This window comes from Geobacter anodireducens, from assembly GCA_001628815.1.
Classification (GTDB): domain Bacteria; phylum Desulfobacterota; class Desulfuromonadia; order Geobacterales; family Geobacteraceae; genus Geobacter; species Geobacter anodireducens.
In genome coordinates this window covers 3,429,816-3,451,817 of sequence record CP014963.1, presented here as the reverse complement: position 1 = coordinate 3,451,817, position 22,002 = coordinate 3,429,816, and the positions used below count along the sequence as shown (strand labels likewise).

The window sequence follows — 22,002 nt, the reverse complement described above, 5'->3', positions numbered from 1 at the left end:
GCGTCGGAAACCTGCTATGATTCGACCATGCAGATGAAAAAGCCGCGCATTGTAATTACCATGGGTGATCCGACCGGCGTCGGGCCCGAGGTCATAGCGAGGGCACTGGCCGATCCGGTGGTGAGAGGGTGTTGTCATCACCTTGTGGTCGGCGACGAACTCGCCATGGCCCGGGGCATTGCCCTGGCCGGAACCGGCTTCAGGATAGAGACGGCGGAGAACGTGCCCCGTGAGGAACCTGTCGAGGGAGTGGTTATGCTGTGCAGGGTTGCTGCCCTCACCGCCGATGACCTCGGCTATGGTCGGCCCACGGTCGCCAGCGGTGATGCCGTGTTTCGCGCCATCTGTCATGCCGCAGACCTCTGCCTGAAGGGCGATGCTGACGGTATGGCAACGGCACCGATCAACAAAGAGGCGCTCAACCGGGCGGGACACCGGTATCCCGGGCACACGGAGCTCCTTGCCGAGCTTACCGGAGCAGATCGCGTCGTCATGATGCTGGCAGGGGCACGGCTGCGGGTCGCGCTGGTAACCATCCATGAAGCCCTGGCGCGGGTTCCCGCACTGGTGACATTCGAACGGGTACTGGCAACCATTCGTATCACGCACCGGGACGTGCACCGCTACTTTACGCGCAATCCCCGCATCGCGGTGCTTGCCCTCAACCCCCACTGCGGCGAGGGCGGTATGTTTGGGGACGAAGAGTCTCGAATCATCGCTCCAGCCGTCCAGGCGGCACGACAGGAGGGCATTGACGCAACAGGCCCTCTTTCCGCTGATACCCTCTTTCACTTTGCCGCGCAGGGAGCCTATGACGCGGTTGTCTGCATGTACCACGACCAGGGGCTCATTCCCCTGAAGCTCCTCCACTTTGACGATGGTGTGAATGTTACCCTGGGGCTCCCCATCATCCGGACATCAGTGGACCACGGTACTGCCTACGATCTGGCGGGCACAGGGAAGGCTTCTGCCGAGAGCATGAAGGCCGCCATCATGATGGCCGCGGCAATGGCCGGGAGAAGGGGAGGGGAGGACGGAGCGCCGTGCGGATGAAGAAACTGCTGTATCTGGCCATCGGTGCCGTGGCCGCGTATGGGATCTATCTCGCCGTATCGCTCATGTTTCTCCCGTCGGTGGCGGAACTCAAGAACCGCCGCACCACCATGACCATTCAGGTCAAGGACTGGCACGGAGAGTACCATCCCTTCACGGTGGGGCCCAAGAACCGTTACTGGACGCCGTCGGGCAGCATCCCCCCGGAGATGAAGTGGGCGGTCATCCTGGCTGAGGACGCCAATTTCTACAAGCACGAAGGAATCGACGTCAAGGCGATAAAGAACGCCATCAAGTACGATCTCGAAAAAAAGAGCTTTGCCCGTGGGGCATCGACCATAACGCAGCAGGTTGCCAAGAACCTGTTCCTCTCCCGCGAAAAGACCATATCGCGAAAGATCAAGGAAATAGTCCTTGCCAAACGGATGGAAGAGGAACTGACCAAGGGAAGGATAATCGAGCTTTACCTGAACGTCGTGGAACTGGGTCCCATGGTCTACGGCATAGGTCACGGCGCGCGATACTACTTCGGCAAACCTGCCTCTGCGCTCACCCCGCGCGAGTGTGCCTTCCTGGCCGCTATGCTGCCGGGGCCGCGGGTGGCCTACAACCCGTACAAGAACCTTGGGAAGGTGCTGAAACGCTCGGATATGATTCTGCGCCTGCTGCGCGGCAAGGGAGTGCTGTCGACGGACGAATACCGCCAGGCCCTTGCCCAGACGCCGAACATCGCCGGACTCCAGCGGAAGGTGGATGCGAGCATCGAGAAGGAGGAAACGGCCTTCGAGAACAGGACGGGCGCTACCGTGCCGCTTGAGCCCCCGCAGCCGACGACAGCACCCGATGAGCAAGCGCCCGAAGAGGTGCCGGCGATATCTCCGCAACCGGCTGCGAACGGCGAACCGGTCGCCGGAGATGGTGGCGAACAGCAGGGCCCGCCGCCTGCCCGCTGAGGGTCCCGGGCGCGCTCGGACTCGCCGGGGTCAGCGTGCGGCAAGAAGAGAAAAAGGGGTGACGGATGGTATTCCGGTCACCCTTTTTGTCGTCATCACGCCAAATCGTGATCAGGAGCTCAGGTACTCCTTGATCTTCTCCGCCAGGGTACGGTAGATGCGCATGCACTCGTTTTCGTCTTTTTCAAGCAGCGTAACCCGGAAGCCTGAAGCGGGGTGTTGAAGGAGGACAGGGGCACGATGCAGATGCCGGTGCTTGCCAGGATATAATAGACGAAACGCTTGTCCGGCGAGACACCGGGAGCGTTCACGAGCTTTTCCACCAATTCACGGATCTCGACGCTCTCGATGGGCAGCGACTGCCGGTCAGTGAGAAGGCCGTCCCGGAACGCGACCGACATGTAGAAGGCGCCGTTGGTCCGGTTAACCAGGAGCCCCGGGACCTGCTTGAGGCAGTCATAGGTGATGTTGCTCATCCGCTCGTAGCATGCGATTCGCTCCCGGAGGTACGTCTGGTACTCGGGATGCTTCATGATGGCCGGGATGCACTTCTGCGGCAGGGTGGTGGAGCAGACTTCATTCATCTTGGCGGAGAGGATGGAGTTCAGAAACTTGCGGAACTGCTCGTCGCGGTTGCCGTTGTAGACCTCGATCCAGCCGCAGCGGGAGCCGGGCCAGGGGATCTCCTTGGAGATTCCCTTCATGGCGATGGCCGGCACATCGCCGATCACGTCGGAGATGGGTACGGTGGCCTGGCCGTTGTAGGTGATATTGTTGTAGACCTCGTCGGCAATGATGAAGAGCTCGTACCTGCGGGCAATGGCCACGAATTGTTCGAGGACCTCCCTGGGGTAGACCATGCCGGTGGGATTGTCGGGGTTGATCAGAAGGATGCCTGAGATCTGCGGGTTATACTTGACATGATTTTCCAGATCTTCCAGGTCGGGGAGCCAGTTGTCTCCGGGCTTCAGCCGATAGCAGACCGGCGCCGCCTGAGCGTGGGCGGCCTCTCCGATGGAGTGGGTGGTGTAGGTGGGGGATGGCATCAGTATACGGCTTTCGTGGCGAAGATTGCCATAGACCGTGGAGATGGCATCGCCAAGTCCATTGAAGAAGATGATGTCGTCGGGGGTGATCTGGGCCCCGCCGCGGCTGTTGGTCAGGCCGCAGAGGAACTCCCGGGTCTCCAGCACCCCGCGGGTATGGCAGTAGCCCCAGGTATCGTTCTCCATCACGGCGGCCGCCACGATCTCCTTCATCCAGCGGGGAATTTCCTCACCCTTAACGATCGGGTCGCCGATATTCTCCCAGTTGATCTTGACGCCGTGCTTCTGGAGCTTTTCCGCCACATTTACGATGTTGCGGATTTCATAGGTCAGTTCGCCGGCCCCGGGCGTAACCAGTTCATTTCTCACGTCAGTCGTCCCCCTTATGGTCCCGTTGTGATTGTCTGAAAATAAAGAAGGCCGTGGGGGTCACCCACGGCCTTCCGGTATACGAAGCGTATACGCCTCCTCACACGGCAGCGGGTAACCCTGCGGCGACGGACGCCGCTGCGGTGATAGCTCGTGCTGCGATAGCGATGGAAACGATGTTTTTCTTCATAGGAGCTTTCAGATACCATGCTGCGTTCGCGGCGTCAACGTTTTTTTCCGCAGGGAATGTGCCGGTATCGGACGGCCTCTTGCCAGGGTCACTCAACGGCGATCAGCAAGCGCCCGTCCGGGTCGCGCCAGCGTAGCCACGCCATGACGCTCAGGTCCACGAGGACCCTGGCCCGGTCTCCGTCCACGTCGAGGATCCGCATGCTCCGCTCCGGCGTGAGCGGGGGGAGCTCCGGGGCATCGCCATCCGGCCCGCTCCGGGCCAGGTAGAACTCTTTCCTCAGCCCGCGCAGCAGCCGCGCCGTCTTGCCGCGGAGATACTCCTCCCAGGTAAGGTACGCCCAGGTCCGGCGGGGCTCCAGCCAGCCGGACCGGCCAGCTTCGTCATAGTGGACCCTCAGCCACTCACCCTTCGTGGCGGTCACCGCCAGGGCGAACACTCCGGGCGGGGTCTTGACCGACCGGGCAAGAGCGGGAAGCGATGACACCCGAAGTTCGCCGATGCGACCGATGCCGGGTTCCCGATACATGACGACAAAAGAACCACCGCCGGCATTATCGTGCGCGGGCGAGCCCTTTACCAGCAGGACCCCTTTACCGGCTTCAGGGCGGGGAGGCGGGGGCGCAGCCGACACTGTGCCGATGGCAACCGCCGACAGGAGCCAGAGAAGTGCACCGGTGCGGAGAAACCACATGGTGGTACCGGAATGCCTTACCGGTCCACCAGGGCGAAGAGGTTGCCGTCCGGGTCGCTGACAACCGCCATCTTGCCCCAGGGGCTCTGCTCAAGGGGCTGGTCGAAACGGACGCCGGCCTGGGCCAATTCCTTGCAGAACGTGTCGATGTCCTTCACCCGGAACGTGATGCCGGTATGCCGCCCCACAAAGACCAGTGCGTCAGGGGTGAGGGCCTGGGCCACCCCAAGGGTGGTGCCGCCGGAGAAGAACTCCATCATGGTCATGCCGGCCTGGGCCAGGGGAAGTTTGAGCTGGTCGCGGTAGAACCGCTTTGCCGCCTCCAGGTCACGGACAAAGACCACCACGTTTTTCATTGCTTCGATCATGGGAATCCTCCCGAAAAAGTATACGGAGCGCAATGGATCGAACCATAGCAGACGGTACCGTCCGCGGCAAGGGGGAATCGCTTCCCGCCAAAACTGACGGGCGCGGGGACACTCGGTCCGCGCGCCCGTTTTGAAGGAGGACGTCGACATTGCCGGGATCAGCCGGGATGGATGTCCCATGCCGCCAGTTCGGCCAGCACCTGGGCCACCAGCAGGGGGAGCGCCCGCGCCACCGGCGCCGACAGGTCGGTCCCCGGTTCCACGGAGCCGTACTGGACCCCCCAGAGGACCATCTCGCCGGGCAGGTTTCCCTGGAGGTCGGCCACGGCCAGGAGATCCTGGAGTCCCATCTGGTGGGGGGAAACCTTGGTGCGGAGCGCTGTCGGGATATCCTCTCCCTGGAGTCGCACCAGGGTCCCCGCAGGTGCGCCCGTGTCGATGGCATCCACCACCAGGAGCCGGTCGACGCCATCGAACCGGGGAAGCAGGTCGAGGCCAAGGGTGCCGCCGTCCAGGAGCGTCACCCCGCCAGGCAGGGGGTAGAGTTCCCGGATTAGCTCCACCGCCCGCACGCCGGCACCGTCATCGGACATGACGAGGTTTCCTATGCCGAGAACCAGGACATTCAGTGGTTACTCCTTCCGTTTGACCGGTTTGTAGCCGCCGAAGATGCTCGACATGACGCCGCCGCGCTCCTTCACGTCCATGAGCCACGCACTGTAGACGTGGTGGATGGCAAAGGCAATGATGAGCCACATGACCATATGGTGGGTCAGGCGCATCCCCTGGTTGCTGAACAGCCAATAGAGGGGCGAGAGGAGCACGTGCATGGCGCCGCCGGGGCGGTGCTCGGCATAGAGGGCGAGCCCGGTGAAGATCATGGTCAGGTAGAGCAGGAAGACCAGAAGGTAGGTGGCGCCCGCCAGGGCATTGTGGCCGATGGGGTGCGGAACCTTCCGGGAGAGGAAGGTGTAGTAGGCGAACATCCGCCACATGTTCCGGCGCCTTCCGGGTAGAGGAACGGGACGAATTCGCGCCACCCCGCGTGACGGTTGCCGGCAAAGGCCCACCAGATGCGGCTCGCTACGCTTGTGGCGAAGGTGTAGCCCGCCGTGAAGTGGATGACGCGGACCCAGCCCATGACATAGTCCGAGGCGGAGAGTCCCATGGTCTTGGGTGACCCGATGTAGATGCCGGTCACCGACAGCACGACGATGGCGAGCATGTTGACCCAGTGGGTCACCCGCACCGGGACCTCCCAGACGTACTCCTCGTAGAGACAATTCCGGTTCCGTGCCATGGCTGCCTCCTACAGGACCTTTACGCTGACCAGCTCCCCTCCCTGCGGGTCAACCACGTGCACGGCGCAGGCCAGGCACGGGTCAAAGGAGTGGATGGTGCGGAGGATCTCCAGGGGCCTGCCGGGATCCGCCAGGGGGGTCCCCACCAGGGCAGCCTCGTAGGGGCCTTGCTGCCCCTTTTCATCCCGGGGCGAGGCGTTCCAGGTGGAGGGGACCACTGCCTGGTAGTTCTCGATCTTCTGGTCTTTGATCCTGACCCAGTGGCCCAGCGCACCGCGGGGGGCATTGTGCCAGCCATAGCCGGCAGCCTCCCGGGGCCAGGTGGCCGGGTCCCACTTTTCGCCGTTGTGGATGGTAAGGTCGCCACCGGCGATGTTGGCCACGAGCATGTCGAGCCACGTGGAGAGTTCGCGGGCCACGAGCAGGGTCTCGATTCCCCTGGCCGCGGTACGCCCCAGGGTTGAGAAGAGTGCGTCGGGTCCCGCGCCGAGCTTGCCGAGGACCATGTCCACTGCGCCCTTTGCCCCCGGGTGGCCTGCAGCGTAAGCCACGAGAATGGCGGCCAGGGGGCCGGTCTCCATGGGCCTGCCATCGTAGCGGGGCGACTTGGACCAGGAGTACTTGCCAGAGGTGTCGAGCATCTCGTAGGGCGGTGCCGGGCCCGTGTACCTGGCTTCGGTCGTCTCGTCATAGGGGTGGACCCCCGCGGCTTCCCCCTCGTACCAGGAGTGAGCCACGCTCTCGGTGATCTTGCGCTGGTCGATGGGGTAGACCCGGGACAGATCACGATTCAGAATGATCCCCGGGGGCAGCCAGAGCTTTTCTGGCTTGCCGCTGTTGTCCAGGGGATATTCGCCATAGGAGAGGTAGTTCCCGACCCCGCCGCCGATGCCGGCCCACTCCGGATAGAAGGAGGCCACCGCCAGCAGGTCGGGGATGTAGACCTTTTCCACAAAGGCCCGGATCTTTTTCAGGAGCTGGCCGATCTCGGCGATCTTGTCGGCGTTGAGGGCGTTCTGGGAGTTCGGGTCCACCGGCACCGCCATGCCGCCCACCAGGAAGGTCTGGGGATGGGGGTTCTTGGACCCGAGGATGGCGTGGATCTTGATGATCTCCCGCTGCCAGTCCAGGGCCTCGAGGTAGTGGGCCGTGGCCATGAGGTTCGCCTCGGGCGGCAGCTTGTAGGCCGGGTGACCCCAGTAGGCGTTGCCGAAGGGGCCCAACCGTCCCTTGTTGACAAAGGCCGCCAGCCGGTTCTGGATCGATGTGAAGTAGGTGGGGGAGTTGAGGGGCCAGTCAGAAATGGACGCCGCCAGGGCCGCCGTCTTTGATGGATCTGCCTTGAGCGCGGAGACCACGTCGACCCAGTCCAGGGCGTGGAGATGGTAGAAGTGGATCACGTGGTCCTGGACCACCTGGCTTCCGATGATGAGGTTGCGGATCAGTTCGGCGTTCAGGGGGATCTTCACGTTCAGGGCATTCTCCACCGCCCGGATGGAGGCGATGGAGTGCACGGTGGTGCAGACGCCGCAGAAGCGCTGGGTGAAATACCAGGCGTCGCGGGGATCGCGCCCCTTCAGGATTTTCTCGATCCCACGGAACATGGTGCAGGAGCTCCAGGCATCGGTGATCCGTCCGCCGTTCACCTCGGCCTGGATGCGCAGATGTCCCTCGATTCTCGTGATCGGGTCAACAACGATCATGGCCATGAGCTACCCCTCCTTCTCGTCGCCGGAATCGTTCCCCTTGCGCAGGGCGCTCACCACGCCGTGGATGCCGAATGCGGCCGCCGTGGCCGCAGCGATCCCCAGGCCGACCTGGTCGGCCGTGGTCTCCACGCCGAAGCCGGGCACATTGGGGAGCCGCTTGTAGAGCGGTGTCATGGAATCCCAGAAGTGGGGCTCGGAGCAACCGGCGCAGCCATGGCCCGCCGAAACCGGCCAAGCGGTCTTTTCGTTGTAGCGCTGGGAAGGGCAGTTGTGGAAGGTTTCAGGCCCTTTGCACCCCATTTTGTAGAGGCAGTGGCCCGCCCGGTGAGCCTGGTCGCCCCACTGCTCCACATACTGGCCAGCGTCGAAATGGGGCCGCCGCTCGCAGTTGTCGTGAATCCGTTTGCCGTAGGCGAAGAGGGGACGACCCTTGCCGTCGGTGGCCGGTGGGGCGCCGAAGGTGAGCAGATGGACGATGGTGGCCACCAGGTTGTCGGTGTTGACGGGGCAGCCGGGGAGGTTGATCACCGTGGCCCCCGGCACCGCATCCTTGACGCCGACCGCGCCGGTCGGGTTGGGCGCGGCCGCCGGAATGCCGCCGTAAGAGGCGCAGGTGCCAACGGTAATGGTTGCCATGGCGCCGCCGCAGACTTCCCGGGTGATGTCCAGGGCCGACCGGCCGCCGATGCAGCAGTAGGCGCCGTTGGCTCCGGTGGGGATCGCTCCCTCCACCACGGCGATGTACGTGCCGGATCGCGCTTTCATGGTTGCGTGCCTGGCTGCTTCGGCCTGGAAGCCCGCCGCAGCCATGATGGTCTCGGCGTAGTCCACGGAAAGGACGTCCAGAACGATGTCTGCCACGGTGGGGTTGGCGGCCCTCAAAAGCGCTTCGGTATCGCCGGTGCAGCTCTGGAATTCGAGCCAGATGACCGAGGGGCGCTTGTCATCCTCCAGGGCCTCGGCGATTCGTGGCACCAGGGTAACCGGCAGGGCCAGCACCGCCGACATTGCGGTGCAGAACTTCAGGAATCCACGCCGGGAAATCCCCTGTTCTTCCCATGATCCCGAGCTCTTGCAATACTGTTTCACCAGGTCGTTGCCATCGTCGTTGCCTGCCATGAAAGCATCCTCCTTCATTAGACGTGGGAAGGCTCCGGTAGGGATATGCACGATAGGGCAAAACGATAAAACGCTATTTGTTAATGTATACTTTCCGCGATGGTCCTGGGGTTGTCAAGTGACAATCTGGGTGGAAACCTGAGGTTGGGAAGGGGGCTAGGGGGTTCTGGCAACGGTTGCCGCGTGGACTGCGGCGGCTCCGGCCTTCCGGAGGACCAGGGCGCATTCGGCTATGGTGCTTCCCGTGGTGAAGACGTCGTCCAGCAGGAGTACCCTGCGGCCGGCCAGTGCAGCGGGAGAGGGGACGGCAAAGGCCCCCCGGATATTCTCCCGCCGCTGGGCGGAAGTGAGCCCCACCTGGGGGGGCGTGGCGCGGACCCGGCCCAGGGTGGCGCGGTGCAGAGGGATGCGCCATTGTCGGGCAAGCAGTTCGCCCATGAGGATCGCCTGGTTGAAGCCGCGCTCCCGGAGGCGGGAGCGGTGGAGGGGGACCGGGATGATCAGGTCGGGGGCTGCCTCGGCCACGAAGGACGTGAGCCGTTCCGCTGCCAGGAGGGCCAGGGGGCGGCGCAGGTGCGTCCTGTGGCCGTACTTGAAGCGGTGCACCAGTTCCTGTACCGGTCCCTCGAAGAGGTAGGCGGCCCGGGCTCCCTCATAGGGAGGCGGGGAGACGATGCAGTCGCCGCAGCGGTGGTCGATTCCCCCCTCGGTGGCGAAGGGAACTCCGCACACAGTGCAGAGGGGCGAGCCGATCGGCTTTGCCCGGGCGAGGCAGGCGGGGCAGAGGTGAAGCTCCTCCGCCCCCGGGATGGGGGCGCGACACAGGTGACAGAGGGGTGGGAAGAGGATGTCGAGCAGCGCCCGGATGATCACCGGCTAGAGCCCCATGTCTTCGTTTACCACCAGGACCCTGAGGTCCGTGAGCCGGGGTTTGCGGTCGATCACCGTGGTGATCCGGCAGATCCGGTCCGGGGAGTTGCAGTCGGAGCAGAAGCCGGTGGTGGCGCAGGGGGTCTTGTAGCTGAGCCGTCGGGCGTTGGGGGGCGATGCCCATTCCTTAACCCGTTCAATGGCTTCCGTTACCCCGCCGTCCACGATTTTGTTCCTGCCGGCCACAACGATCACTGTGCGCGGGCCGAAGAACATGGAGGCCACCCGGTTCCCCGTGGCATCGATGTTCACGAGCCAGCCAGAGAGGGTAAGGGCGTTGGTGCCGGTGAGAAAGAGGTCGCAGGTGAGCTGGCGCCGCATGATGGCGACACGTTCTTCAAGGGAAAGTCCCGGCAGGCCGTGGATCAGGAGTTCCTTGCCCATCTCCCGGAGCCGGTCGATCACCTGCAGATCAACTACCGACAAGGAGCCGCCGAAGCCGATGCTCCGGGTGTCCGCCGCCTCGGCCAGGATGTAGTCGAAGGCCTCCTTGCCGCTCGGGCAATAGACGGCGGTGAAGCCGTTCTTTTCAAGGGCGGCCACCGCCTTGCGGCATTTCTGTTCATGGGTCCAGTCCATGAGTTCCGTGGTAAGTGACATGATGAGACTCCTTTCTTCAGTGATCACGGCCCCAGAAGCCGCACGTACTCGGCGTAGGGAATCTGTGATTTCCAGTGTCCGGTGGCGCGCCCCGCAACGGATCCCCCAACGAAGATCACCACCACCAGCACGGCGAAAACGATGCCGCTGACAGCCACCCGCCTGCCGGTGAGCTTCATGGACAGGGCCCCCTGGGCACGGCAGTGGCTGACACAGCGCCAGCAGCCGATGCACTCTTCCGAATTGACCCGCTCCGTGGCCATGACCGGGATGTAGGCCGGACAGACCTGGGTACAGACTCCGCAGGAAACACAGACGGCCCGCTCCCGCGTCACCTTCACCGGCGAGAGGAGGGAGACGAGGCCGAGCAGCGCCCCGTAGGGGCAGAGGTAGCGGCAGAAGGGGTTGCGCACCGGCAGCGACAGGACCAGCAGCACCAGGATGACCACAAGGGGGATGCCTGACAGGTGCAGAAAGAAGTTCAGCAGTTTCACATCGGCAATCAGGTGATCATCCATGAAAATGAAGGCCTTTACCGCCGGAGGCGGCATGACCCACAGAATTGAATAGAGAAAGAAGGCCAGGAGCAGGTACTTCAGGCCGCGCAGGGCCACATCGAGCCAGCGGGGAGGTCTCAGATTGCGGCGGAAGAGGGCGAAGCCACGCTTCCAGAGCAGTTCCGACAGGGTACCCACAGGGCAGATCCAGGAGCAGAAGGAGCGCTTGAGCAAGAGCGACACCGCCACTACCGTCACGAAGACCACCACGGCCGCGGGATGCACCGGGTTGATGGCTCCGCCGGCAAGCCAGTCCTTGAGCCCCAGCAGGCCCGATATGGGGAGAAATCCGTCCACGCCGTCGGGACGGGACACGAAGGGGGCCGCGCCCCCGGTGCGGAAGTGTTGTGCGAAGAGATACAGCCGCACCCCCAGGTAGAGCATGAAAACGAGAAATCCCCACTGAATGGCGATTCGGAGGGGCTGCATGTAGCGGTTGCTCACGTCGGTCTCCCTTGAGACGTATTGTGTCGCGATATCCTGGTATCCTTGCCGTATCAGATACTCAAGGAGGCTGCCATGGAACCGCTCGTCGCCTTTGGCGTTATTCTCGTTGTCTACTGTGCGGGCATTGCCCTTGTGGACATGCTGCGCGACCGTCGCGCCCCCGTCGAGTCCCGGGAAGGGGCGGCATCGCCACACCCCCCGGTCAGGGAACGTCGCAGAGCCGCTGCAGTTCGCGGTCGAGGAGGTATCGCGGCTGCACGTTGCCCAGCGCGCGCAGCAGGCTCCGCTTGACTGCCGGGTTTTCCTTTTCCAGCTCGGCCAGAAGCTTTTTCATCCGCCGCCGCTGAAGGTCGGCGGTGCCGCAGACCGGGCAGGAGCAGCAGACCACCGGAAAGCGGTTCTCCCGGGCAAAGGGGATGATCTCCCGCTCCTCCACGTAAACCAGTGGCCGGATCACCGTTGTCTCGCCGTTGTCGGCCAGCATCCGGGGCGCCATGGCCTTGAGGTCCCCACGAAAAACTGGTTCAGGAGCAGGGTCTCCACGAAATCGTCCAGGTGATGTCCCAGGGCCAGTTTGTTGCAGCCCAGCTTCTGGGCCAGGGTGTAGAGGACGCCGCGCTTCAGCCGGGCGCAGATGGAGCAGTAGGATGAGCCGGGTCGGCGCTTCTCGCGGATGATGTCGTAGTGGTCCGTGGTCTCCAGGTGGTGGACAAACCCCTGTTCCCGCAGGTAAGAGGCGATCACGTCGCTGCGGAATCCGGGGTAGCCCGAATCGATGGTGACGGCAATCAGCTCGTATTTTACCGGTGCCCGGCGCCGCAGGGCCTCCAGGATGTGCAACAGGGTGTATGAGTCCTTGCCCCCGGACACCGCCACCGCGATCCGGTCCCCGTCCCGGATGAGGTCGAAGTCGGCCACGGCCCGGCCCACGGCATTTTTTATCTTCTTGTATCGTATGTTGTCGATGAATTCCACCCGAATCTCCCTTCAGTGCAAGCCTTCAGGGTAGCGGAAACGCGCCGGTCTCGTCAAGGCATGCCGTCCGGGGAACCAGCTCTCTCCTTGTCCGGACGCCCGACTGCTGATACCATGGGGCCATGTCATCATTCCCCATGAACGAACGGCAGACCGTCATTGTCCACGTGGCGGTCCCGCTTCCGCTCGATGCCCCCTTCTCCTACCGCGTGCCCGCTCCGCTGGCCCCGGCAGCGGCGGTGGGGCGGCGGCTCCTCGTCCCCTTCGGCCGGCGGAAGGTCACCGGCTACGTGCTGGAGGTTGTCGATGACGACGGGCGGGAGCTGCGCGACGTTCTTGAGTTCCTGGACGATGGTCCCCTCTTCACCCCCAGTGAGCTGGCCCTGTACCGCTGGGCTTCTTCCTACTATCTCCACCCCCTCGGCGAGGTGATCAAGGCGGCGCTCCCGGCGGGGATCAACGTCCAGAGTCGGCGGGGTCGGGGTCTGGAAGAGGATGAGCTCACCGGCGGCCGCTCGGTGAAGACCGAACGGGTCTATCGCGCCGTTGCCGGGGTGCCGGAGACTGCTCCTCCGCCGGGGAAGGCCTCGGTGCTGCTGGCTCACCTGACGGAGCGGGGCCAGGAGTCGGCACCGGAGTTGCGGCGTCTCTTTGGTGAATGTTCAGTTCAGCTCAGACGGCTGCGGGAACTGGGATTCGTGGAGATGGCGGAGCGGGAAATCTACCGGGACCCGTTCCGGATGGAAACCGTTGGCCACGATTGTCCCCTGGTGCTCAACGGGCGGCAGACTGCTGCGCTGGTCCGGCTGAGAACGGCCCTGGACGCTGGACGGTTCACCCCTTTCCTGCTCCGGGGCGTCACCGGCAGCGGCAAGACGGAAGTCTATCTTCAGGCCATCGCCCATTGTCTCGAACAGGGGAGGAGCGCCCTGGTCCTGGTCCCCGAGATCGCCCTCACTCCCCAACTGGTAAGCCGGTTCCGCCGGCGGTTCCGGTGCGGGGTGGCAGTGCTCCACAGCGGTCTCTCCGATGGGGAGCGCTTCGATGAGTGGCGCCGGATCCGCCGGGGCGAGGCAGCCATCGTCATCGGTGCCCGCTCGGCCATTTTCGCTCCCCTGGCCGAACTGGGCATGATCGTGGTGGACGAGGAGCACGAAGGGTCCTACAAGCAGGGGGAGGGGTTCCGCTACAACGCCCGCGACATGGCCCTGGTACGGGGCAAGATGGCCGGGGCTTGCGTGGTCCTCGGCACCGCCACGCCCCAGGTCACCACCTGGCATGCGGTTGCCGGCGGCAAGCTCGAATGCCTCGACCTCCCCGAACGGGTGAACGGCCTACCCTTGCCGTCGGCCGAAATCATCGACGTCCGGGGGGCCAGGGGAAGCATCCTCCATGCCCGGCTCGCCGCGGAGGTGGAGGAGAACCTGGCGCGGGGGGAGCAGACCCTTCTCTTCCTCAACCGCCGCGGCTTCTCCACCTGGCTCACCTGCGAAGAGTGCGGCCACGTGCTCCGCTGCCCGAACTGCCAGGTTACCCTCACCTATCACCAGGGCAGGAACCGGCACATCTGCCACTACTGCGATTATGCCGTTCCGGCCCCGTCCCTGTGCCCGGGATGCGGTTGCGGACGGATCATCCATCTGGGGCTCGGCACCGAACAGGTGGAAGCGTACGTGCGCGAGCACTTTCCCCATGCCCGGGTGGACCGGATGGACCGGGACACCACTGCCCGCAGGGGAGGGCATGCCCGGATTCTGCGCAAGGTGGCGGAGCGGCAGACCGACATCCTCATCGGCACCCAGATGGTGGCCAAGGGCACGACTTCCCAGGGATCACCCTGGTGGGAATCCTGTCGGTGGAATCGACCCTCAATATCCCCGATTACCGGAGTGCCGAGCGGACGTTCCAGCTGGTGACCCAGCTCATCGGACGGGCTGGCCGGGGGGATGATCCGGGCCGGGTGCTGATCCAGAGCCTCAACCCCGATCACTACGCCCTGGCCCACGCCGTGGCCGGCGATATGGATGGTTTTTACGGGGCAGAACTGGCGTTCCGCCAGGAGACCGGCTATCCCCCCTTTGCCCATCTGGCGGCCCTCTGCCTGAGCGGAACCGCCGCATCGGCCGTGGAGCGGACAAGTGAGCTCCTGGCGGCGCGGCTGCGCGAACTGCGCCGGGATGGGGGCGGACGGGTCGAGATCCTGGGGCCGGCGCCCGCGCCCCTGGCCAAACTCCGCGGCCGTTTCCGCCGGCAGATCCTTCTGAAGGCGGCAGACCGGACTACCCTCCATCGCCTCGTTCGTCGGGTGCGTGAGAGCTTCCAGCCTCCGGCCGGCGTGAGGCTCCAGGTTGACATGGACCCCGTGGATCTCATGTAAACCCCCGTGCGCCTCGTTTAGGTTTGATTTTTCCCGCCGCAATTAGCTATTATCAGAAAGATTAACCCATTACGGAAGGTTCAGACCATGGTACGCACGATCCTCACCTATCCCGATCCGGTGCTGAAGAAAAAGGCGGTGCCGGTTACCATCATCAACGACGCCACCCGCGAACTGGTTCGCGACATGGCCGAAACCATGTACGATGCCCAGGGCGTCGGGCTGGCGGCCCCCCAGGTCGGCGTGAGCCAGCGGGTGATCGTCATCGATGTGTCCCCGCGCGACGAGCGGCCCGAGCTGATCGTCTGCATCAACCCGGTCATCATTCATGCCGAGGGGGAATCCTACGAGGAGGAGGGGTGCCTTTCGGTCCCCAAGTACTCGGCCAACGTTCACCGCCACGAGCGGGTGGTGGTCAAGTCCCTCGACCTGGAGGGAGAGGAGGTCGTCCATCGGGCGGAGGGTCTGCTTGCCATCGCCTTCCAGCATGAGATCGACCACCTGGACGGCGTCCTTTTCGTGGATCACCTCTCCGCGCTCAAGAAGGAAATGTTCAAGAAAAAATACCGCCGCATGACCGAAGAGGAGTGAGGATCAACCTATGGCCGGACTGCGCATCATCTTCATGGGAACCCCCGAATTTGCCTGCCCCACGCTCAGGAAGCTGATCGAGCGCGGCGAGGAGGTCATCGCCGTCGTCACCCAGCCCGACCGCCCCAAGGGGCGCGGCCAGAAGCTCGTGCCGCCGCCGGTGAAGGCCCTGGCCCAGGAGCACGGCATCCCGGTGCTCCAGCCTCTCAAGGTGCGAACCCCGGAGTCCGTCGACGAGATCCGCCGGCTCGCCCCCGATCTCATCGTCGTGGTGGCCTTCGGCCAGATTCTGCCCCAGAGCCTGCTCGACATCCCGAAGCACGGCTGCATCAACATTCATGCCTCGCTTCTTCCCCGCTACCGGGGAGCGGCTCCCCTCAACTGGTGCCTCATCAACGGCGAGACCGAGACCGGGATCACCACCATGATGATGGATGCGGGCCTCGACACCGGGGACATGCTCGTGAAACGGGCCATCCCCATCGAGCCCGACGAGGACGCCCAGTCCCTCCACGACCGCCTGTCGCAACTGGGTGCCGAGACCATCGACGAGACCCTCGATCTCTTGCTGGCCGGCAAACTGGTGCGCGAAAAGCAGGATGATTCCCTCACCTGCTACGCTCCCCTGCTCAAGAAGGAGGACGGCCTCGTCGACTGGACCCGAGAGCCGGTGCACGTCAAGAACCAGGTGCGGGGCTTTACCCCGTGGCCGGGAGCCTACACTTTCCTGGACGGAAAGACCCTCAAGCTCTACCGGGTGGCTGTTGCCGGGGAAACCGGCGCGCCCGGCGAGATCCTGAGGGCCTGCAGGGAGGGAATTCTCGTGGGGTGCGGCTCCGGCAGCATTCTGATCCAGGAGTTGCAGCTGGAGGGACGCAAGCGGCTCCCCACCGCCGAGTTCCTCGCCGGATTTCGCCTGGAGCCGGGAACGCGCCTTGGCGATGCAGGGAGCGTGGAGAACTGACAATGGCGGAACGCCCCCCCCAGAAACGTCTGTTCATCGCCCTCATGGGGCTCACCTGCCTCCTGATCGTGGGAGGGATCTACCTTCTCTGGTGGGTTCCCACCACCGGACTCGCCAACATCCATCCGAGCCTGCCGAGGGTGGTGGGGATCGTGCTCGGTGGCCTTTCGCTCCTGGCGCTCCTGGGTACCGCCGTGCTCGTGCTGACCACCGCCCTGGGCAAGGACATGTACTTCACCCGCTTCCTGCGCGGCGTGGTCATCAAGTTCCTGCTCCCAGTCATCGAACTCCTGGGGCGCGCCTTCGGCATCTCAACCGACACCATCCGTCAATCGTTCATCGCCATGAACAACAGCCTGGTGCTGTCCCAGCGCTACAAGGTGAAGCCGGACCGGATCCTCATCCTGCTGCCCCACTGTCTCCAGCTCTTCGACTGCGAGATCAAGGTGACCGGCGACATCAACAAATGCATCCGCTGCGGCCGGTGCGACATCAAGGGGCTGGCGGAACTGGCCGAGAAGTACCGGATCGACATCTCCGTGGCCACCGGCGGCACCCTTGCCCGCAAGGTCATCATTGAGAAGCGCCCCAAACTCGTGGTGGCCGTGGCCTGCGAGCGGGATCTGACCTCGGGCATCAAGGACTGCTATCCCCTGCCGGTCATCGGCGTTCTCAACGACCGCCCCTTCGGGCCCTGCTTCAATACCTCGGTGGACATCGCCAAGATAGACGAATCCCTCCAGATCATCATGGGGTGATGCACTGCCGTACGGCGGCGCTCGCTCCGCGCTCTGTTTCATGTTGCCCGTGGTCGTATCCGGTTCAGGTGTGTGCTGAAGGCGGCTCAGCGGAGAAAGGGAGAGCCCGGGCGGCAACGACGCTGTTCGGCGCGCCCGGGACAGGTATGTGTGCTACGCCTCGATCTGCAGCGTTGCCAGGAAGCGATATTCATTGCGGTTGAAGGGGACCACCACGGCGGCCCCGCTGGAAACCACCTCCACCGTATAATCGCTGCCGGAGATGATCGACGGGGTGGAAAGGCACACCGAGAGGTTATTGGCGGAAAAGAGCATCTTGATCTCGCCGGCGAGCATGTTGGTAATCTCTCCCACGGCGTCGCGAATATCGTCTTCGCCTTCGAGTTCATCCAATCCCATGCCGAGCATGGAAGCAGTGGACTCCCGAGCGAATTCGATGGGAATGTGGATTCCCACCATCCCCGAAAAATCGCCGCCCAGGCCGACCATGCCCGAAATGCTGGCGATGAAGTGGGATTCGGGTTTGGCAAGGGGATACTCATCGACAATGTCATCTATGAAGATCATGGTCGAGAATATTTTTTTGACCGACTCAACGATGTGTCCCACCAGATCCGCTTCGTTGTAGGTGGCTTCCTTGACGGTAAAACTCAACGCCATACGCTTGCTCCTTTACTCGCCTGGACGCGGCCCTGCACTCACTGTGCAGGGATTGCTCGGACGACGCGTTCTGCTTCCGCCACCCACCGCGCGCGATCTCGGTATTCGCGTTCCCGCATACACATTTATCGGCGTTGGCAGATAAAACTGCAATAATTTTTTCATGTGTGGAGTAAATCCGGTGCATCTCGCCCGTTGACCGATAATCTGCTTGCACCCCGCCGCCCCGCCGGTGTATCACTGATCCCTTTCCACATTATCCGAAGGAGCAGAACCATGGGTATTCTTTCAACTACAACCGCCATATGCCAGTTCCGGGTCGCGGGGGATATCCCCTCCGGAGACCTCTATCCCTGGATTGCCGAACATCTCGCCCGACAGGCCTTTCAGTCCATCGATCAAGGGGTCGCCGAGCAGTCCGTGGGGTGGGTTCACCTGGACGACCATCGGCAGATGAGCTTTGACGTTCCCGCCGCCTTTTGGCGCGACCACTACGTGGCCTTCACCCTGCGCCGCGATCAGCGCAAGCTCCCGGCGGCGCTGGTAAAGGCCTACCTCCAGGTGGCCGAGCACGAGCATCTTGCCGCCAGCCCCGGCCTCAACCGGGTGCCGAAGCAGAAGCGCGAGGAGCTGAAAGAGGCGGTGCGCCTGAACCTCCTGGCCAAGACCCTGCCGGTTCCCTCCACCTGGGATGCGGTCTGGGACACCCGCACCGGCATCGTCACCTTTACCTCCCTGTCGGCTCCCATTATCGAGCTGTTCGAGACCCAGTTCAAGAAGACCTTCGAGGGGACGCGCCTGGTGGCGATCCACCCCTATGCCCGGGCAGAGGCCGTGGGCGGCGAAGGGCTGAAGCCTGCCCTGGAACAGGCCAACCTCGCCACGAGCGATGCCGCCATCGATCTGATCAGGAGCAACCAGTGGCTCGGGTGGGATTTCCTCCTCTGGCTTCTCCACCGGACCATGACCGATTCTTCCGAGTACCGCGTGGGCCAACCCGGCCCGGCTCTGGCTGGCGAGCCCTTCGTGGCCTACCTGAACGACCGCCTCGTGCTCATGAGCGCGGGGGAGGCCGGAACCCAGAAGATCACCGTGGCCGGCCCCCAGGACCACTTCCGCGAGACCCGCACCGCCCTTGCCCATGGCAAGCGGATCACCGAATCGACCCTCTACCTGGAAAAGGAGGAGAACGTCTGGAAGCTGACCCTCAAGGGGGAGCTCTTTCATTTCGCCTCCCTCAAGTCCCCCAAGGTGGCCATCGAAAAGGGCGACCACGTGGACGAGGTGAGCGAACGGGAGGCGGCCTTCTACGAGCGGATGTATGTTCTGGAGCAGGGGCTCCAACTCTTTGACAGCCTGTACGGCGAATTCCTCACGGTGCGGCTGGGTGCCGGATGGGGCGAGGAATTGGCGCGGATCGAGGGGTGGCTGGCGGGGGAGTGAGCCCCCTCTATTCCGAGACCTTCCAGAGGCCCGGAAACTCCCCCGGCAGCAGCGGCCGGGGGGTAAGATGCTCGGGCAGGCGGATCAGCCGGGTCTCCGGCGCAAGGGCCAGCTCCCGGTAGAGGAGGTGGCCCTTTGTATTGTAGCTCTTGGAAAGATGCATGGGGAGGAGCCAGCCGGGACGGAGCTCCCGGGCGAGGGCCGATACATCCGCGGTGCAGAGATGGTGGGAGGTGCGGGCCTTGGCCTCGTCGGCCGCCAGGAACGAGCACTCGCAGGCCAGGAGCGTGACGTTGGCAAGGATCCGCCGCACCGTGGCCAGGTTGGTCTCGTTGGCGCCAATGTCGGTGAGGTAGCCGATGCTGGCGGGCTCCTGATCTCTTCGGATTGCCTCGAAGAGCTCCCGGCCTTCCCTGGCCTGTCGCGCCGCCCCGTTGCCGACCGTCCGGACGGCCACGGTGATCGTCTCCCCGTCAAGCCCGCCGCGATAGAACCGGTGCTTCAGCTCCCGCAGCCATGCACCCGGCACGAGTCCCTCCTGTCCGATTTTTGCCCCGTCGATCCAGAAGGTGGGGCGTTCGGCGATGCGGAAGACCAGGGTCGGCAGGGTGTTGTGGTCGCAGAGATCCGCATCGACCGTGAGAAAGCCGTTGCGGAAGATCTCGGTCCCCGTCCGCGCCGTTTCCCCATCGGGCCGGCTGGGAAACCCTTTGGAGCCGGGGAACGTGAACCGGACAATGCGCTCGGGATGGACTTCGTGCACCCGGAGCATGCACCAGTAGGATTCGGCCAGGTTCCAGTCGTAACCGGCCAGCTTTGCAGCCACTTTCCGGGCGATCCCCGGCGGGCCGAAGAGTTCCACAGTCCGCGGGGAGACGTGAATGTGGCGGACCAGGGTGTCCAGCCCCATGAAGTGATCCATATGGGCATGGGTGACGAATACGGCATCGATGGATTTCAGTACCCGCTTTGCCAGATGGTGGATCTGGCCGCAGTCCACCAGGATCGAACGCCCCAGGGGCCGGATATTCACCAGGAGGACCGGGTCGTCCAGGAGCCCCGCGCAGAAGGTGGGTTCCAGGTAACGGAAGGGGAGGCGGTTCTTCATGGGATGCCTCGCGAATGCGGCTGATACGAAAAAAGGCCCGCCATCCGGCAGGCCTTTTCAGTGTATCACGGAAACAGGCTATCCTCTCTTGAGGACCCGCGCAGCCTCCTTGGCGTGGTAGGTGAGGATCAGGTCGGCGCCGGCCCGCTTGAAGGAGAGGAGGGTCTCCATCATGACCCGCTCTTCGTCGATCCAGCCGGCCCGGCCGGCGGCCTTGATCATGCTGTACTCGCCGGAGACGTTGTAGACCGCCACGGGGAGATCGAACTCCTCCCGCAGGTCCCGGACGATGTCGAGGTAGGGAAGCCCCGGCTTCACCATGATGATGTCGGCGCCCTCTTCCACGTCCATGCGGGCTTCGCGGATGGCCTCCCGGCGGTTCCCCGGGTCCATCTGGTAGGAGCGGCGGTCACCGAACTGTGGCGTCGACTCGGCCGCCTCCCGGAACGGGCCGTAGTAGCCCGAAGCATATTTTACGGCATAGCTCATGATCGGGATATTTTTGTAGCCGTTGTTGTCCAGGATTTCGCGGATCGCCATGACCCGGCCGTCCATCATGTCCGACGGCGCCACCATGTCGGCCCCGGCCTCGGCGTGGGAGAGGGCCTCCCTGGCCAGGAGCTCCAGGGTCTCGTCGTTGTCCACGTCGCCGTCCTTGATGATGCCGCAGTGGCCGTGGTCGGTGTACTCGCACATGCAGACGTCGGTGATGACCGCCAGCCCCGGCACCTGTTTCTTCAGGGCCCGGATCGTCTCCTGAATGATGCCGTGCTCGGCGTAGGCGTCGCTGCCAACGGCGTCCTTGGTCTCGGGGATGCCGAACAGGATCACCGCCGGCACTCCCAGTTCATAAACCTCCTGGGCCTCGGCCACGATATGCTCGATGGATTGCTGGTAAATGCCCGGCATGGAGGAAATTTCTTTCCTGATGCCCGTGCCGAAGGCGGAAAACATCGGATAGATCAGGTCGGTGGCGGAGAGGGTGGTCTCGCTGACCATCCGGCGGAAAACCTCCTTGCCCCTGATCCTGCGCGCTCTGAAGGTGGGATAGAACATGGCGTCTGATCTCCTTGCTGTCTGATGGCAGCCTGGGCGGCTGCTGCCCAACCTGGTCATACTAACTCATCTGGTGGCTCTCACTCAAATAGTTTTCCGTAGCGGCGGAGCAGCGACGAGCCGTTGCCGGCCAGGGGGTATTTACCGTTGCGCACGGGCGGCTCTTGTGGCAAAAATAGCAATAACCGGTCGTGCGTGATGGGTACGCCGGCACGCAAACAGCAGGAGGTCTCCATGGCCAGGTCGAACATGGGCGCCGTGGCCGATTCGCTGGCGCTCCTCATGATCAGGGTGCCGCTCGGCGCCATCTTTATTGCCCATGGCTCCCAGAAGCTTCTCGGCGCCTTCGGGGGCCAGGGCCTCACCGCCACCTTCAGGATGTTCGAGGAGAAGCTGGGGGTCCCGCCGATTTTCACGCTGCTTGCCATCATTGCCGAATTCGGCGGAGGCATCGGCGTTCTTTGCGGCTTTCTCACCCGGCTGTCCGGCTTCGGCATCGCCTCGACCATGGCGGTCGCCATGTACAAGGTGCACTGGGTGAACGGCTTTTTCCTCAACGGCCCCCGGGGGAACGGCGTCGAGTACAACCTCGCTCTCCTCGGCATGGCGCTGGCCCTCGTCTTCACCGGGGGCGGAGCATGGTCCGTTGACCGTTATCTTTTCAAGCGGTAACTTGTTGCGCGTAACCCCATGGCCGTTCCATCGTGTTCGGATGTGCGCCAGGTCGAGGAGCA

Annotated in this window: 18 protein-coding genes and 4 pseudogenes; 8 read left to right on the top strand and 14 right to left on the bottom strand. The window is 63.7% G+C overall.

Translation table 11 applies throughout. From position 1 onward, the window contains the following. Nucleotides 1-27 precede the first annotated feature (27 nt). Complete coding sequence (locus tag A2G06_15860; protein ANA41719.1) at nucleotides 28-1,053, top strand: 4-hydroxythreonine-4-phosphate dehydrogenase; 1,026 nt, start codon at nucleotides 28-30, stop codon at nucleotides 1,051-1,053. Beyond that, complete coding sequence (locus tag A2G06_15855; protein ANA41463.1) at nucleotides 1,044-2,006, top strand: transglycosylase; 963 nt, start codon at nucleotides 1,044-1,046, stop codon at nucleotides 2,004-2,006. Before A2G06_15860 ends, A2G06_15855 begins: the two co-directional genes overlap by 10 nt. A gap of 111 nt (nucleotides 2,007-2,117) precedes the next feature. On the opposite strand, the pseudogene A2G06_15850 reads toward A2G06_15855, so the two are convergent. The 11 genes and pseudogenes from A2G06_15850 to A2G06_15800 all read right to left on the bottom strand — a co-directional run bounded on the left by A2G06_15850 (nucleotide 2,118) and on the right by A2G06_15800 (nucleotide 12,311). Further along, nucleotides 2,118-3,421, bottom strand: a pseudogene (locus A2G06_15850) (aminotransferase). A 278-nt stretch (nucleotides 3,422-3,699) separates the two neighbouring features. Continuing rightward, the gene (locus A2G06_15845) at nucleotides 3,700-4,305 is read right to left on the bottom strand and encodes a hypothetical protein (GenBank protein ID ANA41462.1); all 606 of its coding nucleotides are present in this window, start codon (nucleotides 4,303-4,305) and stop codon (nucleotides 3,700-3,702) included. Between the two features lie 17 nt (nucleotides 4,306-4,322). Then, the gene (locus A2G06_15840) at nucleotides 4,323-4,673 is read right to left on the bottom strand and encodes a glyoxalase (protein ID ANA41461.1); all 351 of its coding nucleotides are present in this window, start codon (nucleotides 4,671-4,673) and stop codon (nucleotides 4,323-4,325) included. A gap of 158 nt (nucleotides 4,674-4,831) precedes the next feature. Beyond that, nucleotides 4,832-5,302, bottom strand: coding sequence for a hydrogenase expression/formation protein (locus A2G06_15835; GenBank protein ANA41460.1), 471 nt, complete (start codon nucleotides 5,300-5,302; stop codon nucleotides 4,832-4,834). A 3-nt stretch (nucleotides 5,303-5,305) separates the two neighbouring features. Beyond that, nucleotides 5,306-5,973, bottom strand: a pseudogene (locus A2G06_15830) (Ni/Fe-hydrogenase, b-type cytochrome subunit). Between the two features lie 9 nt (nucleotides 5,974-5,982). After that, nucleotides 5,983-7,683: a hydrogenase gene (locus A2G06_15825; GenBank protein ANA41459.1), complete on the bottom strand. Its 1,701-nt coding sequence runs from the start codon at nucleotides 7,681-7,683 to the stop codon at nucleotides 5,983-5,985. 3 nt (nucleotides 7,684-7,686) lie between these two features. Further along, nucleotides 7,687-8,802: a hydrogenase gene (locus tag A2G06_15820; protein ANA41718.1), complete on the bottom strand. Its 1,116-nt coding sequence runs from the start codon at nucleotides 8,800-8,802 to the stop codon at nucleotides 7,687-7,689. A 156-nt stretch (nucleotides 8,803-8,958) separates the two neighbouring features. Then, entirely contained in the window at nucleotides 8,959-9,675 is a 717-nt protein-coding gene (locus A2G06_15815) for a competence protein ComF (GenBank protein ID ANA41458.1), read from the bottom strand. 3 nt (nucleotides 9,676-9,678) lie between these two features. Further along, nucleotides 9,679-10,332, bottom strand: coding sequence for a lactate utilization protein C (locus A2G06_15810; GenBank protein ID ANA41457.1), 654 nt, complete (start codon nucleotides 10,330-10,332; stop codon nucleotides 9,679-9,681). Nucleotides 10,333-10,355: 23 nt separating this feature from the next. After that, nucleotides 10,356-11,333 (bottom strand): 4Fe-4S binding protein, encoded by a 978-nt coding sequence (locus A2G06_15805; GenBank protein ID ANA41456.1) that lies wholly within the window; start codon nucleotides 11,331-11,333, stop codon nucleotides 10,356-10,358. A 205-nt stretch (nucleotides 11,334-11,538) separates the two neighbouring features. Beyond that, nucleotides 11,539-12,311 (bottom strand): annotated as a pseudogene (locus A2G06_15800) (tRNA 2-thiocytidine(32) synthetase TtcA). Nucleotides 12,312-12,433: 122 nt separating this feature from the next. On the opposite strand from A2G06_15800, the pseudogene A2G06_15795 reads away from it, so the two are divergent. The 4 genes and pseudogenes from A2G06_15795 to A2G06_15780 all read left to right on the top strand — a co-directional run bounded on the left by A2G06_15795 (nucleotide 12,434) and on the right by A2G06_15780 (nucleotide 17,001). After that, nucleotides 12,434-14,688, top strand: a pseudogene (locus tag A2G06_15795) (primosomal protein N'). Between the two features lie 87 nt (nucleotides 14,689-14,775). Beyond that, nucleotides 14,776-15,279 carry a peptide deformylase gene (locus A2G06_15790; GenBank protein ID ANA41455.1) on the top strand — a complete coding sequence of 168 codons (504 nt, stop codon included), beginning with the start codon at nucleotides 14,776-14,778 and terminating at the stop codon, nucleotides 15,277-15,279. A gap of 10 nt (nucleotides 15,280-15,289) precedes the next feature. Beyond that, nucleotides 15,290-16,243: a methionyl-tRNA formyltransferase gene (locus tag A2G06_15785; protein ANA41454.1), complete on the top strand. Its 954-nt coding sequence runs from the start codon at nucleotides 15,290-15,292 to the stop codon at nucleotides 16,241-16,243. A gap of 2 nt (nucleotides 16,244-16,245) precedes the next feature. Beyond that, nucleotides 16,246-17,001, top strand: coding sequence for a hypothetical protein (locus A2G06_15780; protein ID ANA41453.1), 756 nt, complete (start codon nucleotides 16,246-16,248; stop codon nucleotides 16,999-17,001). 153 nt (nucleotides 17,002-17,154) lie between these two features. Here A2G06_15780 and A2G06_15775 read toward each other — a convergent pair whose 3' ends face one another. Further along, entirely contained in the window at nucleotides 17,155-17,661 is a 507-nt protein-coding gene (locus A2G06_15775) for a chemotaxis protein CheX (protein ANA41452.1), read from the bottom strand. 276 nt (nucleotides 17,662-17,937) lie between these two features. Between A2G06_15775 and A2G06_15770 the strand changes: the two genes are divergently transcribed. Beyond that, nucleotides 17,938-19,104 (top strand): exonuclease, encoded by a 1,167-nt coding sequence (locus A2G06_15770; protein ID ANA41451.1) that lies wholly within the window; start codon nucleotides 17,938-17,940, stop codon nucleotides 19,102-19,104. Nucleotides 19,105-19,111: 7 nt separating this feature from the next. Here the strand turns inward: A2G06_15770 and A2G06_15765 are convergent, their stop codons facing one another. Together A2G06_15765 and A2G06_15760 are read right to left on the bottom strand one after the other, a co-directional pair. Beyond that, the gene (locus tag A2G06_15765) at nucleotides 19,112-20,212 is read right to left on the bottom strand and encodes a ribonuclease Z (GenBank protein ANA41450.1); all 1,101 of its coding nucleotides are present in this window, start codon (nucleotides 20,210-20,212) and stop codon (nucleotides 19,112-19,114) included. A 78-nt stretch (nucleotides 20,213-20,290) separates the two neighbouring features. Next, nucleotides 20,291-21,268, bottom strand: a complete 978-nt coding sequence (locus A2G06_15760; GenBank protein ID ANA41449.1) for a delta-aminolevulinic acid dehydratase — start codon at nucleotides 21,266-21,268, stop codon at nucleotides 20,291-20,293. Between the two features lie 234 nt (nucleotides 21,269-21,502). On the opposite strand from A2G06_15760, the gene A2G06_15755 reads away from it, so the two are divergent. Then, on the top strand, nucleotides 21,503-21,940 hold the full coding sequence (locus tag A2G06_15755; GenBank protein ANA41448.1) for a DoxX family protein: 438 nt from the start codon (nucleotides 21,503-21,505) through the stop codon (nucleotides 21,938-21,940). Nucleotides 21,941-22,002 lie beyond the last annotated feature (62 nt).

Coding starts and splice junctions, on each gene's coding strand:
- A2G06_15860 (ANA41719.1), top strand. CDS start 28: ATGCAGATGAAAAAGCCGCGCATTGTAATTACCATGGGTGATCCGACC.
- A2G06_15845 (ANA41462.1), bottom strand. CDS start 4,305: ATGTGGTTTCTCCGCACCGGTGCACTTCTCTGGCTCCTGTCGGCGGTT.
- A2G06_15840 (ANA41461.1), bottom strand. CDS start 4,673: ATGATCGAAGCAATGAAAAACGTGGTGGTCTTTGTCCGTGACCTGGAG.
- A2G06_15825 (ANA41459.1), bottom strand. CDS start 7,683: ATGGCCATGATCGTTGTTGACCCGATCACGAGAATCGAGGGACATCTG.
- A2G06_15820 (ANA41718.1), bottom strand. CDS start 8,802: ATGGCAGGCAACGACGATGGCAACGACCTGGTGAAACAGTATTGCAAG.
- A2G06_15810 (ANA41457.1), bottom strand. CDS start 10,332: ATGTCACTTACCACGGAACTCATGGACTGGACCCATGAACAGAAATGC.
- A2G06_15790 (ANA41455.1), top strand. CDS start 14,776: ATGGTACGCACGATCCTCACCTATCCCGATCCGGTGCTGAAGAAAAAG.
- A2G06_15785 (ANA41454.1), top strand. CDS start 15,290: ATGGCCGGACTGCGCATCATCTTCATGGGAACCCCCGAATTTGCCTGC.
- A2G06_15780 (ANA41453.1), top strand. CDS start 16,246: ATGGCGGAACGCCCCCCCCAGAAACGTCTGTTCATCGCCCTCATGGGG.
- A2G06_15775 (ANA41452.1), bottom strand. CDS start 17,661: ATGGCGTTGAGTTTTACCGTCAAGGAAGCCACCTACAACGAAGCGGAT.
- A2G06_15770 (ANA41451.1), top strand. CDS start 17,938: ATGGGTATTCTTTCAACTACAACCGCCATATGCCAGTTCCGGGTCGCG.
- A2G06_15765 (ANA41450.1), bottom strand. CDS start 20,212: ATGAAGAACCGCCTCCCCTTCCGTTACCTGGAACCCACCTTCTGCGCG.
- A2G06_15760 (ANA41449.1), bottom strand. CDS start 21,268: ATGTTCTATCCCACCTTCAGAGCGCGCAGGATCAGGGGCAAGGAGGTT.
- A2G06_15755 (ANA41448.1), top strand. CDS start 21,503: ATGGCCAGGTCGAACATGGGCGCCGTGGCCGATTCGCTGGCGCTCCTC.